The following is a 16,355-nucleotide window of genomic DNA, read 5'->3' as shown; positions in this document are numbered from 1 at the left end:
ACCCATAATTAACCATGATAACAGAATTTTTTGGATAAAAAAAGCCGCGTAGAAAATGGTAATTTCCTACGCGGCTTAATCAAAAAAATAAATTTTTAGTTTGCTGGTTTTTCAGTCGGTTCAGTTAGTCTTGGACCTCTTTTGTAAATCACCAGGCCATTTAAAAAGTTTCTCAGAATCTGGTCACCGCATGGCTTAAAATTTGGATGGTCATCGCTCCTAAAAAAGGAACCAAGCTCGCTTTTAGTGATTTTAAAGTTCACTAATTCCATTATTTTGATGATATCATCATTTGTTAGCTCGAGTGCTACGCGTAATTTCTTAAAAATATCGTTATTGCTCATTATTTGAACTTTATGTATTAAATTTAGATCAGTAATTAAATATTACGATTTACATCGCTACTTCGATCTTCACCTTTTTGTTTTTAATTTTTTCGTTAGCTAAAGCCGAGAGTACCCTACCTACCATGTTTCGTTTTACGGCTACGTAAGAAGCCGTATCTTTCACTTCGATCAGGCCAACATCCTCTTTTTCAAGACCGCCTTTTTTCAATAATAAACCAACGATGTCAATTTTATTGACTTTATCTTTTTTACCTGCTGCAATGTATAAAGTTTGCCACTGACTGTCTTTAGGCAGTGCAAAGTTACCTTTTAGGTTTTCCGTCTCTATATCTGCTTTCAGGAAAGGGTACTTTTCATCATCAGCAATCACCAGGTAAGCGGTTCCTTTTGCATTCATACGTGCAGTACGTCCATTACGGTGCAGGAAGGCATCTTCTGTGTAGGGCAACTGGTAATGAATGATATATTCTACCTCGGGAATATCCAATCCACGTGAAGCTAAATCCGTTGTGATTAAAATTTTGATACTTCCATTTCTAAATTTCAGCAAGGCACGCTCACGCTCATCCTGCTCCATGCCACCATGGAAAATATCGTGTGCCAAATCTTTGTCGATCAGCAAATCACTGATTCTGTCTACTGTTTCCCTGTGGTTACAGAAAATCAAAGTGGTTTTATTTCCGATCTTACAGATCAATTGGAACAACGTGTCCAATTTATCCGCTGCGGTAGTCAGTACCTTTTTCAGCTTCAAATCTGGTGCTACCTTTACATCTTTCAGAAAATCTATTTCCACCGGTTTTGTTACTCCTGTAAAATCAGGAATCTGGTCCATTGCCGTAGCTGAGGTCAGAATTCTTTGTTTTAAAGAAAGTAATTTTGCGATGATATACGCCATATCTTGTTGGAAACCAAATTCCAGCGCCTTATCGAACTCGTCCAACACTAGGGTATGGATTGGAGATTCATCGAAATTCTCATGACGCAAATGATATGCTATTCTTCCTGGTGTACCAATCAGTACCGCCGGTGGTTGTTCTAAATTATTTCGTTCTGTTTTAACAGGGTGCCCCCCATAACAGCAGTTCACTTTAAACCCAGTTCCCATCTGCTTGAATACTTGCTCAATTTGTAAAGCAAGTTCACGAGAAGGTACGAGTACTAAAGCCTGCACTCCTTTTACATCTGCATTGAGGTTGTTCAATAGAGGAAACAAAAAGCCTAATGTTTTACCAGAACCTGTAGGTGCCAATAGAACCACGTCACTTCCTTTTCCGGTCGCCGCAAGTGATGCCTGCTGCATCTCATTCAAAGAAGTAATTTTTAATTTCTCCAGTATCTTTTCTACCATAATGGCACAAAGATAAGGGAATTAAGCCTTAACCCTTAGTGTTAATGCTGGGAAATATAAAATTCAGATTAAAACTTCAGGTATTTTCTTCTCAGGTGCTTCATGGAGCTGTTCATCTTCCGATCCAGGATCATCAACATTTTCCCGCGCCTATAGATCCAGGAGGTCATTTTATGATTTGCTTTCTTTAAAGGTTCATAAACCTGCTCCTCAATTTTCTCGCGATAATCATAAGGAGCCATGCTTTGCTGTAGTAAATAAAACTCATTAATCAATTCTGCTTTCATAATGCTTATATTTAGATAAATAACCTGTTCTTCTTTAAGAAACGATCCTTAGTGAAGAAATATTATAACAAAAATGAAAAGAAAGGGTTTTCATTTTTTGTCTTAAGGCAGCTGATTTTAACTTCTTGCTCTTCTCTTATAAAGCGCCCGCAGCAAGCTGTAAGACATCTTTCCACCCTTATTTTACGTAAAAATAGGACACAACCTGTTGAAAACTAAGTGCTTGTTGACAATTAAACCACATAAAATTAATGGTTATTTAATTTAATCCACTTATTTTTAAGAAACCTGAATACGGGTTGTTCAATTAACACCAATAACGTATGACCTGGAAGAAATTTAGCGGCGAAGTGATTCACACGTCGATTTTAGAAGAAGTAGAACAAGCCATCATTAGGGAGACCGAGAAAGGGTTCCACCTCAAGGTCTGTATCGGTACAGACTCACAGGTAAAAGGGCCACTCACTGATTTTGCGACTGTCATTGTCCTGTTGAGGGAAAACCATGGAGGCTTCATGTACATCCATCAGGAAAAAACGCCACAGAAGATGAGCATCAAAGAGAGAATGCTGGTAGAGGTGCAGAAATCCATTGAAACTGCCTATTCTGTTTGCGATTTACTGGACTTGTATGATGTGGATCTGGAGGTTCACGCAGACATTAACACCAATCCAATGTTTAAATCGAATAAGGCTTTAAATGAGGCGATGGGTTACATCCTGAGTATGGGTTTTATTTTCAAGGCCAAGCCTGAAGCTTTTGCTAGTTCCACCTGCGCGGATAAAATGGTGCACTAACTACCATTTTTGATTTTTTGTACTTTGTACCGGAATCGCTTTTGCGGCAGGTTGAATTATTGCTGTACCTGCCAACATTCCCTGCTTCAAATTAGCAGCAAACACCTGCGCTTCTTTTGCCGTTGCTTTAAGGTACGAAGCCCATTCTACTGCGTTTAATTTCCCGGGCTTTTGTTCTAATGGTATTCCTATTGCAGTGGTAGGAACAAAATTGCCGTAACGATCCCGCTGATAAGGAATAAAACTGAAATCAGTTAGCCAAAAACGATACTTACCTTCTTTAAAATCGAGGTATAGCTGGTAACGAACTTCTCCCGAAGGACGAGTCAATAGGAAGGCTGATTTATTGATGATCAATTTTCCTTTGCCGGTATACAGGGAATCTTTTTCTACGAGGCTGATTTTAGGGCTTGAATCACTTTTAAAATATCTTTTCGCGGCTTTAATGAGTTCCTCTTTTGTTTTCCCTTTTCGGCTCACTACTTCATAGTAGATGTACTTTCCCCTATCATCCAATGGGAGCTCTTCTTCTGTTTTCATTGGAGCGCTCAACTTTTCTTTCCTATTATTTTCCAGGCCGGAGATCTCTTTCTGTTCCGATTTTTGCTTTTCTTTGAGTTCCTGCGCAAAAACGCCAGCCATTCCGATAAAAGAGAACAATCCTATTACAGCTAATTTCATAAGCACATTTTTAAAGAAGGTAATTTAGTTAAAAAGGAAGAAGGCTGTTAAAACAGGATACAAAATCTGATTTAAACAACCTCCTATATTGAATTAACGAAGACTAAAAAGCATATACCACTGCAAGGGAAAATTGAGAGGCATTTTTAGAGGGATTGAGGTTTTTGTTCACAAACATTGGCGTAGAGCCGTCATCAAAGCGAACTTCAGGAATAAAGGTCAGTCCACCGGATTTCACATTTGCAGATAAGGTAAGCGCAGTAATGTGTTCATCGCTATCCTCCCCCGTTCCTTTCCAATTAAAGTACTCTCCCCTCAGACCTAAAGAAAATGCAGTACTAAACGCATTCTGCGCATACAATGCAGCTCCGGTGTAACCTCCTCCATCATGGGTGACCGTGTAATCAGCGGCATTCAAACCCAATTTCACTTTTTCCGTCACCTGATAAGCCGTGGTTAAATCCAGGATGGTTCCAGTTCCTACTGCTCCCGCAGATTTCCCCGACAACACATTCAGGTAAGCCGTCCAACCTTCTACCGGACTTACCGTCAATTGCCCACCTACATGCGACACGCCATTCAGGTCTTTGTATACATTCCAGTCGTTGAACAAGCCCAACATCAAACTCACTTTACTTGAAAAAGCATAACTTCCTTTAACCCCTGCATTCTGAAAGGGCCCACTGGTGAACAGGTACGAAGTCGAATAATTGTAGTTACCTGTCGGAGAGATCACTTCATAGCCAATAAATGTTCCCATATATCCGGCAGTTACCGTAAACTTATCCGTAAAAGCATAAGCGGCATATAAATTCTGAATATGAAAAGAATTATCGTCAGTTCCGTCTCCATTAATTAAAGATTGATATTGTCCTCGTGGTCCAAAAGACAATTCACCAACAAATGAAGCTTTTCCTGTAGTTTTCTTTAGCGCCAGATCTATCATCCCTAAAGAGATAGAATTTTGGTCGCTGCCAAAGCTGGTTCCGATATTAGGTTGTTTCGAAAAATCATACTTATAGTACGTATCGACAGATCCGGAAATCTGCAAAGGCGCTTCCTGAGCATAAGAAAAGGAAGCGAAGGACAGTGATGCAGTGGTAAAAATTGATTTTAGTTTCATGGTTTGGTTGGTTTGAGGTATAGAATCAATAATGAGTTAAAGCATTTGTACTGGGGGCAATATTACATAGGCAACAGTGTTTTAATGATGATTTGTATAGGGGTTAGCTAATCCGCATTGTCGATTTCTACTCCTGTAGCGGCCACAATTAAGGTACCCTGGAAATACTTTTCGTCATGCTGACTAGCATCAAGGCCTGCTTCTTCTTCCTCAGAAGTCACACGGATTGGCTGAACCACATTGATCAGCTTGAAGATTAGGAAAGACACAACGAAACTGAATACAGCGACAATGAGTACACCTTTCAGCTGGGTAAAGAAAAACGTCGGATTTCCATACAGCAAACCATCTACACCACCTGCATTTACCGTTTTTGTGGCAAATATGCCGGTCAGCAGCATTCCAACAATGCCACCTACTCCATGACAAGGGAATACGTCTAATGTATCATCTAAACTGGTTTTTGATTTCCAGACTACCGCAAGGTTAGAAACTACCGCAGCAGCTGCACCGATAAAAATACTGGACGGAATACTCACAAATCCAGCACCAGGTGTGATGGCCACTAAACCCACCACTGCACCGATACAGAAACCAAGTACAGAAGGTTTTTTACCTCTGGCTACATCGAAAAACATCCACGATAGTCCTGCTGCACCAGCGGCGATATTGGTAGTTGCAAATGCAGAGACTGCCAAACTATTTGCGCCTAATGCAGAACCCGCATTGAAGCCAAACCAGCCGAACCATAACAAACCAGTACCGATCAGCACATAAGGAATATTTGCTGGTGGCACTTCCTGGTGATCCTGGTGGCTTCTTCTTCTTTTTAAGACTAAAGCTCCTGCTAAAGCAGCCATACCAGCAGAGATATGTACTACGGTACCGCCAGCAAAATCGAGCACACCCATTTTAAACAGGATGCCTTCCGGATGCCATGTCCAATGTGCCAATGGTGAATACACGAAAAGTGCAAACAGCACAATAAATAAGATATAGGAAGTGAAACGAATACGCTCGGCAACAGCCCCTACCACCAGACCTGGAGTAATGATCGCAAACATCAATTGAAAAAGTGCAAATAAGGTTAATGGTATGGTTGGTGCCAGGCTCCATGATGGTCCGGAGTTTACGCCCTGAAAGAACAAATAGGTTAATGGATTTCCGATTAATCCGTTGATGCTTTCACCAAAAGCAAGACTAAAGCTAACAGTTACCCATAAAACGCTGATCACTCCTGCGGCAACCACACTCTTGATCATCGTAGAAAGAACGTTTTTACGATGAACCATACCTCCATAAAAGAAAGCAAGGCCTGGAGTCATCAAAAAAACCAGGGCAGTAGCCACTAAAATGAATGCAATATCTGAAGAATTGTATTTTCCCTCATCAAAGTTCGGATGCAGGGGTACAAAAAGGGCTAAAATTGCAATTATTGCTAAAACTGCAAAAGGTCCCACCTGTTTTAATAAAATTTTGGCCATAATACTCGGTTTTTAAGATTTAAATTTGATTTTTCAGCTTATTTTTTCATAAAACTAAGGAATAAATAGAATTAACAGAAATAAAAAGACAACAAAACCACTAAAACATTATATAAATTCTTAAAATACCGATAAAAAGCAAACAAAAGCCTCAAAAATTGATCACAATAAATAGAAAAATCACAAAAAGACCATATGACACCTAATTTAAATTGAAATATTTAAAAAAAACAGCATTAAAAACCGAAAAACACATAAAAACGATTTGATTTAAAGATTTTTAAGGCACAAAAACCAGAAATAGAGAAAAAACGTATCTTAGCTATACGATGAAAGCATACCATTTAAAATTTAGTCAGCAGTTACCGATTAGTCTTGCGGAGGCCTGGGATTTTTTCTCTTCTCCAATGAATTTAGCGAAGATCACTCCTCCAGAAATGGCCTTTGAGGTTACTTCCGGATCACAATTAAGAGAGAAGATGTACCCGGGAATGATCATTACTTATAAAGTATCACCGTTATTAGGTATTAAACTGAACTGGATGACGGAAATCACCCAGGTAAAAGACCAGGAATACTTTATAGATGAGCAGCGTTTTGGCCCATACCAGTTCTGGCACCACCAGCATCACTTCCGTGCGATCGATGGCGGCGTGGAAATGGCCGACATTTTAACTTACGGTATGCCCATGGGCATTTTAGGACAAATGGCCAATAGTTTATTCGTCGCTGCACAATTACAGCAAGTTTTTGAGTTTAGAAAGAAAAAGGTGATCGAACTGTTTGGCGATTATTCCACTACTGGAACATAAGCTGATCCTTGCACTACTCCTCTGCGTTCAATTTCTTTATCGATATAAGTCTGAATAGCAGATTTGTTTAATCCCCAGTTTGGTGCGATCAATAAATCCCAATCAGAAATTCCAAATAAGCGTTGAATGACCACATCCGGACGTAGCAATGGAATTGCCTTACAAAGGAAATCTGTATATTCCTCTAAACTGAAAAGCTTGAAGGGTTCTTTTTTATATTTCGCACCCATGATAGACCCTTCTACTACGTGAAGGTGGTGGAATTTAACGAATTTGATTTTAGGAAATTTATTGATTTCATGGATGTAACCCAGCATCATTTCTTCTGTTTCCCATGGAAAACCAAAGATCGTATGCACACATAGGTCGAGCTTAGAGTTGTCCAGCAATTTAACTGCTGCTACAAATTCCGCATGACTGCAGCCACGGTTGATCTGGTTCAGGGTTTCGTCATATATAGACTCCATTCCCATTTCTAAATCTACATCGAAACGATCGGCATAACTTTCTAAAAGTGCTACTTTTTCAGCATCGATACAATCTGGGCGGGTTCCTACAGAAAAACCGACTACATCTTCCGTATTGATGGAAAGTGCTTCATCATACATCATTTTTAAATAATGTACTGGCGCATAGGTATTGGTATTCGGCTGAAAATAGACAATAAACTTATCTGCTTTATAAAAGCCTTTACCTCTTTCTATCCCTTGTTCCAGTTGCTCACGGATAGTTGGCAATTTTCTAGAAAGCTCTGGTGTAAATGAATCTACGTTACAATAGGTACAACCGCCATAGCCTTTGCTGCCATCACGATTCGGACAGGTGAAACCACCATCAACGATTACTTTGAATACACGCTGCCCCTTATACTTCTCTTTCAAGTGCGTTCCGTAATTATTATATCCCTTTATTCCTAAGTCCAGTAGAGTTCCCAATTGCTTTAAATTTTCACAAAAGTACGGCTTTTATTTTTAATACCTTTTCTTAGCTAAGGAGTAATTTTTTGATGGATCAGTCGATCTTCTATTTATCAACCCTCATCGCTTCAATCTCATTCATATACTTAGAGAAAACCTGCAAGTAACTCAACTCAGCATGCGCGGGCCGGGAGATGAAAATTTTAAAATCCTCCAGGTCATTGATGGTAAAGCCCATCCTGACGAATAACTCCTGATCGGCTGGCCAATCCTGCAGGTTCACCTTCTTCTCCCCTATTTTCCGATACAATGCTAAACCATAGGAAAAATCCTTGTATTCAGCTGTTTTCCTGAAATTCTGAAAGAAGTCTACCATCGTACGATATGTAGCGGGTTTTCCAGCCCTCACTTCCTGCAGCATTAACATCCCCAGCATATTGCCTTTTAGAAAAGCACTGTCTACCGGGTTAAAATTGCCACAGCGTTTTAATATTTCAATATCCCGCTGCAAAGCCTGGTCTTTCCCGCCAGATTTATGTCGTACAAAATATGGCTCCTGATCTAATGCCTTTTCGCAATCTATGATCTCCTGGGCATGTACTGAAATACTGATAGTGGAGAGCAGCAGCAATAGCAATACATATTTATATACATCTACAAAATGATTCAATATTGTCATCAAGATTTCTTTTTTGCCAAAGGTATAAAACACAAGGAGTTTAGCCCTCTTTCTCAACAAAGAAAACAGGGCAGCCAGCACCTCTCTTTAAACTATCAGTCTTAGGGAGTATTTAAAAGGAATTGTCAAGGATAAGATATAGATACCTATATATCTATAATTATTAACATCTATATATTTAGATATATAAGTATCTGTGTCGAGGCAAAAAAATTACTTAGTTCAGATGTAAGTACTGAGCGGTAATTCCTGAATTAACCTGATATTTGCAATCAACGTAAAATTCAGAATTACCTATGCAGCACCTGAGCACCCATAAATTTGTCAATGATTTTACTGAAGCTTTTGACGGCGATCAAAGCGGCGATCCGCAGCCCCGTCAAACTCCAGGAGTATTATATAGCAGGGTTTTACCCAGTCCGGTTAAACAGCCAAAGCTATTGGCATGGACCGGAGATCTTGCTGCCGAGCTAGGTATCGAGGAGCCAGATGAGAACGACCTGAACATTCTTGGCGGCAACGCGATTAATGCCAGTATGAAACCTTATGCGGCTTGCTATGCAGGGCATCAGTTTGGAAATTGGGCAGGGCAATTGGGAGACGGCAGAGCGATCACCCTAGGTGAATGGCCATTAGCAAACGGTAAATCCTGGGAATTGCAATTAAAAGGGGCCGGTCTTACCCCCTATTCTCGCCGTGCGGATGGCAGAGCAGTATTGAGGTCATCAGTTAGAGAATACCTGATGAGCGAAGCGATGCATCATCTAGGTGTTCCAACTACCAGAGCTTTGAGTTTGGTGGCAACAGGTGATCTGGTGATGAGAGATATGTTTTATGATGGCCGTCCCGCTCCAGAGCCAGGCGCAATTGTGATGCGGGCTGCACCTAGCTTTTTACGCTTCGGGAACTTTGAAATGTTATCCGCCAGAAAAGAATATGAAAACTTACAAAAACTAGTTGACTGGACTATTGCCAAATTCTACCCAGAACTTACGGGTGCTGATCAAACCTTAAATTGGTTCAAAAAGGTAATGGAAAGTACTGCCTTTATGGTGGTAGAATGGCTTAGAGTGGGATTTGTACATGGGGTAATGAATACGGATAATATGTCTATTCTTGGCATGACCATAGATTACGGACCTTACTCTTTCCTGGATGCTTACGACTTGAATTTCAGTCCGAACACTACGGATCATCCGGGGCTCCGTTATGCTTATGGCAAACAGCATTCTATTGCTTACTGGAACCTGAGTTGTCTGGCCAATGCGATTTCTCCTTTATTTGAAGATCCAAAAGAACTGATCAGTGCGGTGGAAAGTTTCGGCCCGATTTTCTACGAGCAATTTTATTCGATGAAAGCCAACAAGATGGGGTTCGATGAGTTGTCTGATGGCGATATTGCTTTGATTGATGATTTCGAAAATCTACTGGCCAACCTGCAGCCAGATATGACTATTTTCTATCAATTGTTAGGCGATCTCCCTGAAGGCTTAACAGCGACTGCTGACATTGCTGCTCATTTTGACGCTGCTTTATACCATGACCTATCTGAGATCGAACAGGGATTATTGGTTAAAAATATCTTTGCTTATCAGGGACGTCTGGCAAAAAACAACCTATCCAGAGCAGATGCTCAATCAAAAATGCGCGCCAGCAATCCAAGGTTTATCCTACGAAACTATTTATTATATCAGGCGATCTATGAGCTTGAAAAAGGAGATGATGGACTTTTCAAAAAACTACAAGCGGCATTAAGTGATCCTTATTCAAAAGCTCATGATGAGTTTTTTGCATTAAGACCACAATGGGCAAATGAACAGCCTGGCAGTGCCACTTTATCCTGCAGTTCTTAGCTTTGAAGCTGCAAAAAGATGGATTCTCATAACCATAACAGGTATGGGAATCCATCCTAAATAGGGATTAGCTCATTGAAGGAAATGAGATTCCTTTGATCTTTCTAAACAACTCTACCGCGTAAATATCCGTCATACCAGAGATAAAATCCAATACCGATTGAATTTTAGTATAAGTGTCAGTTTCCTGAGTTAGGAACTGTTTTGGAATCAGTTCCACCAGTTTTTTATGGTACTTCGACTCATTTTGCAAATAGGCAGGAATAAACTCTTCCAATAAACCACCCATTACTTTGTAGCCAGCCACCTCTATCTGAACTACTGAGGCATAATTGTAAATCTTTTTATAGGAAATTCTTTCAATTTCTTTCATTACGGAAAGAAAGGGCTGTTCTATTGCATCCATTAAGCTCTGGTTGAAATCACCACTCAGTATGGCTTCCTGCTGTTCGTAAAACACGTTTGAGCATAAGCCGATGAGCGTGCTAATCGATTTTGCTCGCATCAGCGTAATTTTAGCATCATCATCTTCTATAGTAGCTAAACGCTCAGGCAATTTAGGATCATTGCATAAAGGGATCAGCAAGGTTTCCACTTCCGCATAGGAAAGGATTTTAAGGCGATGGGCATCTTCCAGATCGATGATGTTGTAGCAAATATCATCGGCGGCCTCCACCAGGTACACCAATGGATGTCGTTTGTACACCATCGGTTCCTCCTGCACTTTGATCAGCTCCATTTCTACCGCAATCTTTTCAAAACCACTTTGCTCCGATTGAAAGAAACCATATTTTTTGGTGTAGATATTCTCTTTGTTGTGTCCGGCAAGGGAAGCGCAAGGATATTTGGCAATTGCGGCAAGGGTTGCATAGGTAAGCGCAAATCCTCCGGTCCCTTTTCCTGCAAATTGATGGGTCAGGATCCTCAGGGCATTGGCATTTCCTTCAAAATTAATCAGGTCTTTCCATTCGGCTTTACTGACTTGATCCTGATAAGCTTTTCCATCACCATTGGTGAAATAATGAGAGATGGCCGCTTCTCCGGAATGACCGAAAGCGGGGTTCCCCAAATCATGAGCCAGACAGGCAGAGGCGATAATGTTACCAATTTCGCAGAGCAGCGGACAGGTTTCGTCCACATTTGGATCCTGAGTTTTGAACTTATTATAGAATATAGTCCCTAAAGAGCGGCCCACACTGGCTACTTCTAAACTATGCGTTAGTCTGTTGTGCACAAATACGCTTCCCGGAAGTGGGAATACCTGGGTCTTGTTTTGCAATCTGCGAAAAGGAGAAGAGAAGATGATCCGGTCATAATCTCTTTGAAATTCTGACCTGGCTTCTTTTTGATTTCCTGCAAATCTATCTTCATTTCCCCAGCGTTTTGCCGACAATAATTTTTCCCAATTCATATAATGGATTAAATTGTTAATTCCTGGTTATCTTAAACTTGATACAAAGGTAAAGGAATAATCGCCTGATTAATGGCTATATTTACGGTTAATTTCGTTTCTTAATGACACATAAAACAAACCTAATTTTAGCATTATTGCTTACCGTTACCCTTTCTTGTAAGACAAAAAAGACGATTGTAACTACCGCGGCTCCAGTAGCAGAAAGTACAGACAAAGCGCTGGATAAAATGAAAAAAGACCTTCCTGAAGATCAGATTGAACGCACAGATGAGGGCTTAAAATTCACGTTCAGCTCTGAGGTTTTATTTCCTACCAACTCTTCTTATTTAAGTGAAGCTGCAAAAAAGAGAATTTTGGCAGTTGCCAATGTCATCAAAGATGAGCAGGCAAATAACATTATGGTTGCAGGACATTCCGATAAAACGGGGACGGCTACTTATAACCAATGGTTATCAGAAAAGCGTGCCGTATCGGTAAAAAACTTCCTGGTGAGTCAGGGAATTTCGGCAAACCGGATTAAAACTGCAGGTCTTGGTGACACCAAACCTATTGGCGACAATAAAACTAAAGAAGGAAGATTGCAAAACCGAAGGGTAGAAATCGTCCTGTTAAAATCATAAGGTCCATTCAGATCATTTCTTATTTGCAGCGGGGGATGAATTACCGGTATGGTGCGCATTGTCATACTAAAGGCGGGGATGCTTACAATACAGGGCTTTTTCTGGATTATGCGGAAAAGGACCCGGGTCATCTGGGCTTTAAAAAAGCACCCGTATCGGCAGGAGGTGGTACCGGTGGATTGGATTACGACATTATTCCAGGAAATGCGGATCAATCGATTCTATATTATCGGATGAACAGTACTGAACCAGGAACAGCCATGCCGGAACTCGCAAGAACCTTAACTCATAGAGAAGGGGTACAATTGATCAGAGAGTGGATTAACAGTTTACCAAAAAGTAAATAAAAGACAAAAGCCCTGACATCCATCGGGGCTTTTGTATCAACTAAACCTAAACTTATAAATACTAACCAAATATTTATAGCGCAAAACTAAGGTTGCATTGTAAAGTTCAGGTTAAGAATATATGATCTATAAAGATTTATTTCTTTTCTGGAATTTCTTGAAGAACTTGTAATAAATAACCCCAGAACTTCTGTACAGAAGAAATTTTTACACATTCATCCGGTGAGTGTGCACCATGGATAGTTGGTCCGAAAGAAATCATATCCATACCTGGCAGATGGGCTCCTAAAATACCACATTCTAATCCCGCATGACAAGCATTTACATTTGGTTCCGCATTAAATGTAGCCTGATATAATTTGGTCATTAACCTTAAGATATCTGAGTCTGCATTTGGTTTCCATCCTGGATAATCTCCACTGCGGGAAACGTCACAGCCCATATTTTCTAATGCTGCGCCAACTGCGAAAGCTACATCATCTTTTGTGCTTTCCACACTGCTGCGCTGCAGTGACTGTGTGATAAACTCACCACCTTTAATGATCACTCTTGCCAGGTTTGAAGAAGTTTCTACCAGGTCTTTAATATCCGGGCTCATTCTGAACACCCCATTTGGCAAGGAATAAATTGCATTCACAATTTTCACGAAATCCACTTTAGCCATTCCATGTGCTGGAAGCTCAGTTTCTTCGATGCTGATGTTCATTGCCGTTTCTATGCTTTTATATTCTTCTTTTAATACAGCCGAAAAATCAGCAAAATTCGTCAGGAAAGCATCTTTTTGTGCTGCAGCAATGGCCACTACTGCTTTAGATTCACGAGGGATCGCGTTTCTTAAACTACCACCGTCTACGGTACACAATTGCGGGTCTGAAGATTTCAGCATCGCATTTAAAATTCGATTCATCAGTTTATTGGCATTTCCTCTACCTTTATGGATGTCCATACCGGAATGGCCGCCCAACAATCCTTTAACCGTAATCTGGTACGCCAGGTGATCTGTAGCGATCGGATGTTGCTTGTAAATGTAAATACTATTGGTATCTATCCCACCGGCACAGCCTATGGTCAATTCATCATCTTCTTCTGTATCCAGGTTCAACAAAATTGTTCCCGTAAAATTTGAAGGGTCTAATTCTTTAGCACCGGTCATCCCAGTTTCCTCATCGATGGTGAACATCGCTTCAATAGCCGGGTGTACAATGGTTGAGGAGGCAAGAATCGCCATAATGGTGGCTACACCAATCCCGTTATCTGCGCCCAGAGTTGTACCGTTTGCCCGTACCCAATCTCCATCCACAAACATTTCAATTCCCTGTGTAGCGAAATCAAAGTTGCGGTCGCCATTTTTCTGATGAACCATATCCAAGTGTGACTGCATGATTACCGTTTGCCTGTTCTCCATACCTGGAGTAGCCGGTTTCTTGATCACCACATTACCTGTCTTGTCCTGAACGGTCTCCAGCCCTAAGCTGTGGCCATATTGAACCATGAATTCAATCACACGTTCTTCTTTTTTTGAAGCGCGGGGCACTGCATTCAAAGCAGCAAAATTACTCCAAAGTTCCTGAGGTTCTAAATTTTTGACTTCCATTAAATCTCTTTGTTATTTGAAGCAAAGCTAGAAAAACTGGGGCGATATTTCTGCAAAGGGGCGCAATGAAAAGCAAAGGCATAAAAAAAGGCCGCACCGGCGTGTGAAACAACCGGCGCAGCCTTCAGATATTAAACAAGGTTTGTTTACATTAATAGCCTGGATTTTGTACCAGGAAGGTGTTTTTATTTACTTCATCCCTGCTGAAAGGTCTGAAATAGATCTTATCTAGCCATACACGGTTTTCCTGAGCTGTTTCGGTAGTCGGCGTATAGGTATAATCGTAGATGGTAGGATCGTAACGGTACATGTTCACCATGGTTTTACCTGGTTTAAATTTACCGGAAACCTTGATATAGGTGGTTTTTCTACCCAGGGTTGTCTTTCCAATCATCCAGCGGCGTGCATCATGGTAACGCTGCTCTTCATATACCATCTCAATTCTACGCTCATGACGATAAACTTCTTTTAGTCCTTCTTTATCGGTTGCCGTAACTGCAGGCATTCCGGCTCTGAAACGGATTTTATTCAACCAGCTGGTGGCTTCTCCCAATTGATCTAGTTCGATACTTGCTTCAATATAGTTCATCACTGCTTCTGTGTACCTAAAGAATGGCCAAGGCACAAACTGAGGATTAGACGCTTCAACAATATTAGGATCCGGATCGGTGAATTTCTGTGTATAATAACCAGTCCAGCTGCCATTCCAGCTTTCAATGGGGCCTGAACGCGTATCTAAGCCTTTGTAAGTGGTCAGTTTTCCATCTATAATTAAATCATATTCACCGGTTTGAATTTGATTGGCAGGATCTACCCCTCCAACTACCTTATCTCTTGGTTTCCAGCCTGCGCCATCATACAATATAGTCGCATAAAAGCGTGGATCGCGATTTTCGTAAGGGTTCTGTTTTTGCGCTGGATTTGACCAGCTGAACTTCGTCCCATCAGTCATTTCATAATCATCCACTAACAGCCCTATTGGCGTATTTCCTGCCCAGTTTCGATAGCCATTCGGCCCATTTGCCCTGCCAAAACGCATGTCAGAACGGTCGATAAAATACCTGCCCAGGATAAGTTCTGAAGCCGCAGCAGCATCCATTCCTGGAGCTTTACTGCCTCCGCCCATGGCCAGACTTTTATAATTCAGGCGACCTGCTGCAGCCGATACCGGAGCTGAAAGGTCTAATTTATAACCTGAGCCTAAATCCATCACTGCTTTTGCCGCATCCTTTGCCGCTTGCCATCGCTGCGTCTGATTGTTGTCGTCATAAGCCAATAATGGCAAGGCCTCTGCAAAACCTTGTGCATTGGCAATCTCTAAAGTTGATATTTTTGATTTGGCATGTAAATCACTGGCTGCATACAGTAATACTCTTGATTTTAAAGCCAGCGCAGCAATCATGCTTCCTCTTCCTTTATCCATAGTTTTACCGACAAACAATCGCTGTGCATCTTCACAATCCTTTACAATAAAATCGGTACATTCGTTATAAGTTGATCTTTTAATTCTAAAATCATCATTAAGGCCATACACCTTAGTGATCAATGGAACTCCGCCATAATACCTCAGTAGCTGATGATAAAAATAAGCACGCAAAAAATGTGCTTCTCCTAACAGTTGATCTTTTAGATTCTGGTCTGTTAAACCGTTATCTGAGCCAGACAACCTTTCAATCGTCATGTTACAGGCACGTATGCGGTTGTACATTTTGGCATAAGCCCAGGTATCGTCTACCCAACCCAATGTAGAGGGATTGATGGTACTAGCATTCACCAGGTCAATACCACGGTTTGGATGCGTAAATAAAGATTCATCAGACACTGAGCTGAGCATTTGCTCAGAAAATCCACCTACACTCAGGCCATTATAAATATCGGTTACGAAAGCCTGAGCCAGGGCTCCGTCCTGCCATACGAGTTCAGCGCGGATCTTATCTGGTGGTTCGACTGTCAGCATATCTTTCTTGCAGCCTGAAGCCAGGACTGCCATTACTGCAATTGTAAGTATATATGTATTTCTGATTATTGATTTCATCGTTCTATGTTTTT

16 protein-coding genes are annotated in these 16,355 nt (G+C 40.9%); 5 read left to right on the top strand and 11 right to left on the bottom strand.

What is annotated here, in order from left to right; genetic code table 11:
* Nucleotides 1-95: 95 nt before the first annotated feature.
* From H9X96_RS16895 to H9X96_RS16885, 3 genes are all read right to left on the bottom strand, one after another.
* On the bottom strand, nt 96-344 hold the full coding sequence (locus H9X96_RS16895) for a DUF1456 family protein (RefSeq protein ID WP_187667413.1): 249 nt from the start codon (nt 342-344) through the stop codon (nt 96-98).
* A gap of 49 nt (nt 345-393) precedes the next feature.
* A complete protein-coding gene (locus H9X96_RS16890; RefSeq protein WP_187667444.1) occupies nt 394-1,701 on the bottom strand; it encodes a DEAD/DEAH box helicase in 1,308 nt (435 codons plus the stop codon).
* A gap of 65 nt (nt 1,702-1,766) precedes the next feature.
* On the bottom strand, nt 1,767-1,985 hold the full coding sequence (locus tag H9X96_RS16885; protein WP_187667412.1) for a hypothetical protein: 219 nt from the start codon (nt 1,983-1,985) through the stop codon (nt 1,767-1,769).
* 323 nt (nt 1,986-2,308) lie between these two features.
* Here H9X96_RS16885 and H9X96_RS16880 point away from each other — a divergent pair, with 323 nt between their 5' ends.
* Nucleotides 2,309-2,782, top strand: coding sequence for a ribonuclease H-like YkuK family protein (locus H9X96_RS16880; RefSeq protein WP_062550196.1), 474 nt, complete (start codon nt 2,309-2,311; stop codon nt 2,780-2,782).
* Here the strand turns inward: H9X96_RS16880 and H9X96_RS16875 are convergent, their stop codons facing one another.
* From H9X96_RS16875 to H9X96_RS16865, 3 genes are all read right to left on the bottom strand, one after another.
* Nucleotides 2,783-3,463, bottom strand: coding sequence for a DUF4468 domain-containing protein (locus H9X96_RS16875; protein WP_255431147.1), 681 nt, complete (start codon nt 3,461-3,463; stop codon nt 2,783-2,785). It lies immediately after the preceding gene.
* A gap of 103 nt (nt 3,464-3,566) precedes the next feature.
* Complete coding sequence (locus H9X96_RS16870) at nt 3,567-4,586, bottom strand: outer membrane beta-barrel protein (RefSeq protein ID WP_187667411.1); 1,020 nt, start codon at nt 4,584-4,586, stop codon at nt 3,567-3,569.
* Between the two features lie 107 nt (nt 4,587-4,693).
* Nucleotides 4,694-6,070, bottom strand: coding sequence for an ammonium transporter (locus H9X96_RS16865; RefSeq protein WP_187667410.1), 1,377 nt, complete (start codon nt 6,068-6,070; stop codon nt 4,694-4,696).
* A gap of 329 nt (nt 6,071-6,399) precedes the next feature.
* Between H9X96_RS16865 and H9X96_RS16860 the strand changes: the two genes are divergently transcribed.
* Nucleotides 6,400-6,882, top strand: coding sequence for an SRPBCC family protein (locus H9X96_RS16860; protein ID WP_187667409.1), 483 nt, complete (start codon nt 6,400-6,402; stop codon nt 6,880-6,882).
* Here the strand turns inward: H9X96_RS16860 and H9X96_RS16855 are convergent.
* Both H9X96_RS16855 and H9X96_RS16850 read right to left on the bottom strand, forming a co-directional pair.
* Entirely contained in the window at nt 6,861-7,817 is a 957-nt protein-coding gene (locus H9X96_RS16855; RefSeq protein WP_187667408.1) for a TIGR01212 family radical SAM protein, read from the bottom strand. The two genes, H9X96_RS16860 and H9X96_RS16855, sit on opposite strands and share 22 nt — an antisense overlap.
* Nucleotides 7,818-7,905: 88 nt before the next feature.
* Nucleotides 7,906-8,478: a hypothetical protein gene (locus H9X96_RS16850; RefSeq protein ID WP_187667407.1), complete on the bottom strand. Its 573-nt coding sequence runs from the start codon at nt 8,476-8,478 to the stop codon at nt 7,906-7,908.
* A 296-nt stretch (nt 8,479-8,774) separates the two neighbouring features.
* On the opposite strand from H9X96_RS16850, the gene H9X96_RS16845 reads away from it, so the two are divergent.
* Nucleotides 8,775-10,331 (top strand): YdiU family protein, encoded by a 1,557-nt coding sequence (locus H9X96_RS16845; RefSeq protein WP_187667406.1) that lies wholly within the window; start codon nt 8,775-8,777, stop codon nt 10,329-10,331.
* A 67-nt stretch (nt 10,332-10,398) separates the two neighbouring features.
* Here H9X96_RS16845 and H9X96_RS16840 read toward each other — a convergent pair whose 3' ends face one another.
* Nucleotides 10,399-11,742, bottom strand: a complete 1,344-nt coding sequence (locus tag H9X96_RS16840) for a deoxyguanosinetriphosphate triphosphohydrolase (protein WP_187667405.1) — start codon at nt 11,740-11,742, stop codon at nt 10,399-10,401.
* Nucleotides 11,743-11,846: 104 nt separating this feature from the next.
* Between H9X96_RS16840 and H9X96_RS16835 the strand changes: the two genes are divergently transcribed.
* Together H9X96_RS16835 and H9X96_RS16830 are read left to right on the top strand one after the other, a co-directional pair.
* Entirely contained in the window at nt 11,847-12,365 is a 519-nt protein-coding gene (locus tag H9X96_RS16835) for an OmpA family protein (protein WP_187667404.1), read from the top strand.
* 35 nt (nt 12,366-12,400) lie between these two features.
* Nucleotides 12,401-12,712 (top strand): hypothetical protein, encoded by a 312-nt coding sequence (locus H9X96_RS16830; protein ID WP_187667403.1) that lies wholly within the window; start codon nt 12,401-12,403, stop codon nt 12,710-12,712.
* 136 nt (nt 12,713-12,848) lie between these two features.
* On the opposite strand, the gene H9X96_RS16825 is transcribed toward H9X96_RS16830, so the two are convergent.
* Entirely contained in the window at nt 12,849-14,306 is a 1,458-nt protein-coding gene (locus tag H9X96_RS16825; RefSeq protein ID WP_187667402.1) for an aminoacyl-histidine dipeptidase, read from the bottom strand.
* A 151-nt stretch (nt 14,307-14,457) separates the two neighbouring features.
* Nucleotides 14,458-16,341 (bottom strand): RagB/SusD family nutrient uptake outer membrane protein, encoded by a 1,884-nt coding sequence (locus tag H9X96_RS16820; protein WP_187667401.1) that lies wholly within the window; start codon nt 16,339-16,341, stop codon nt 14,458-14,460.
* Between the last annotated feature and the right edge of the window lie 14 nt (nt 16,342-16,355).

This window comes from Pedobacter sp. N36a (genome assembly GCF_014472395.1).
GTDB lineage: Bacteria > Bacteroidota > Bacteroidia > Sphingobacteriales > Sphingobacteriaceae > Pedobacter.
Note: the sequence above shows the minus strand (reverse complement) of the source record. Positions and strands in the feature narration are given on the sequence as shown.

Bases quoted from the DNA above. Each gene is read 5' to 3' on its own strand.
- H9X96_RS16895 (WP_187667413.1), bottom strand. From the start codon at position 344: ATGAGCAATAACGATATTTTTAAGAAATTACGCGTAGCACTCGAGCTA.
- H9X96_RS16885 (WP_187667412.1), bottom strand. From the start codon at position 1,985: ATGAAAGCAGAATTGATTAATGAGTTTTATTTACTACAGCAAAGCATG.
- H9X96_RS16880 (WP_062550196.1), top strand. From the start codon at position 2,309: ATGACCTGGAAGAAATTTAGCGGCGAAGTGATTCACACGTCGATTTTA.
- H9X96_RS16875 (WP_255431147.1), bottom strand. From the start codon at position 3,463: ATGAAATTAGCTGTAATAGGATTGTTCTCTTTTATCGGAATGGCTGGC.
- H9X96_RS16870 (WP_187667411.1), bottom strand. From the start codon at position 4,586: ATGAAACTAAAATCAATTTTTACCACTGCATCACTGTCCTTCGCTTCC.
- H9X96_RS16865 (WP_187667410.1), bottom strand. From the start codon at position 6,070: ATGGCCAAAATTTTATTAAAACAGGTGGGACCTTTTGCAGTTTTAGCA.
- H9X96_RS16860 (WP_187667409.1), top strand. From the start codon at position 6,400: ATGAAAGCATACCATTTAAAATTTAGTCAGCAGTTACCGATTAGTCTT.
- H9X96_RS16850 (WP_187667407.1), bottom strand. From the start codon at position 8,478: ATGACAATATTGAATCATTTTGTAGATGTATATAAATATGTATTGCTA.
- H9X96_RS16845 (WP_187667406.1), top strand. From the start codon at position 8,775: ATGCAGCACCTGAGCACCCATAAATTTGTCAATGATTTTACTGAAGCT.
- H9X96_RS16840 (WP_187667405.1), bottom strand. From the start codon at position 11,742: ATGAATTGGGAAAAATTATTGTCGGCAAAACGCTGGGGAAATGAAGAT.
- H9X96_RS16835 (WP_187667404.1), top strand. From the start codon at position 11,847: ATGACACATAAAACAAACCTAATTTTAGCATTATTGCTTACCGTTACC.
- H9X96_RS16830 (WP_187667403.1), top strand. From the start codon at position 12,401: ATGAATTACCGGTATGGTGCGCATTGTCATACTAAAGGCGGGGATGCT.
- H9X96_RS16825 (WP_187667402.1), bottom strand. From the start codon at position 14,306: ATGGAAGTCAAAAATTTAGAACCTCAGGAACTTTGGAGTAATTTTGCT.
- H9X96_RS16820 (WP_187667401.1), bottom strand. From the start codon at position 16,341: ATGAAATCAATAATCAGAAATACATATATACTTACAATTGCAGTAATG.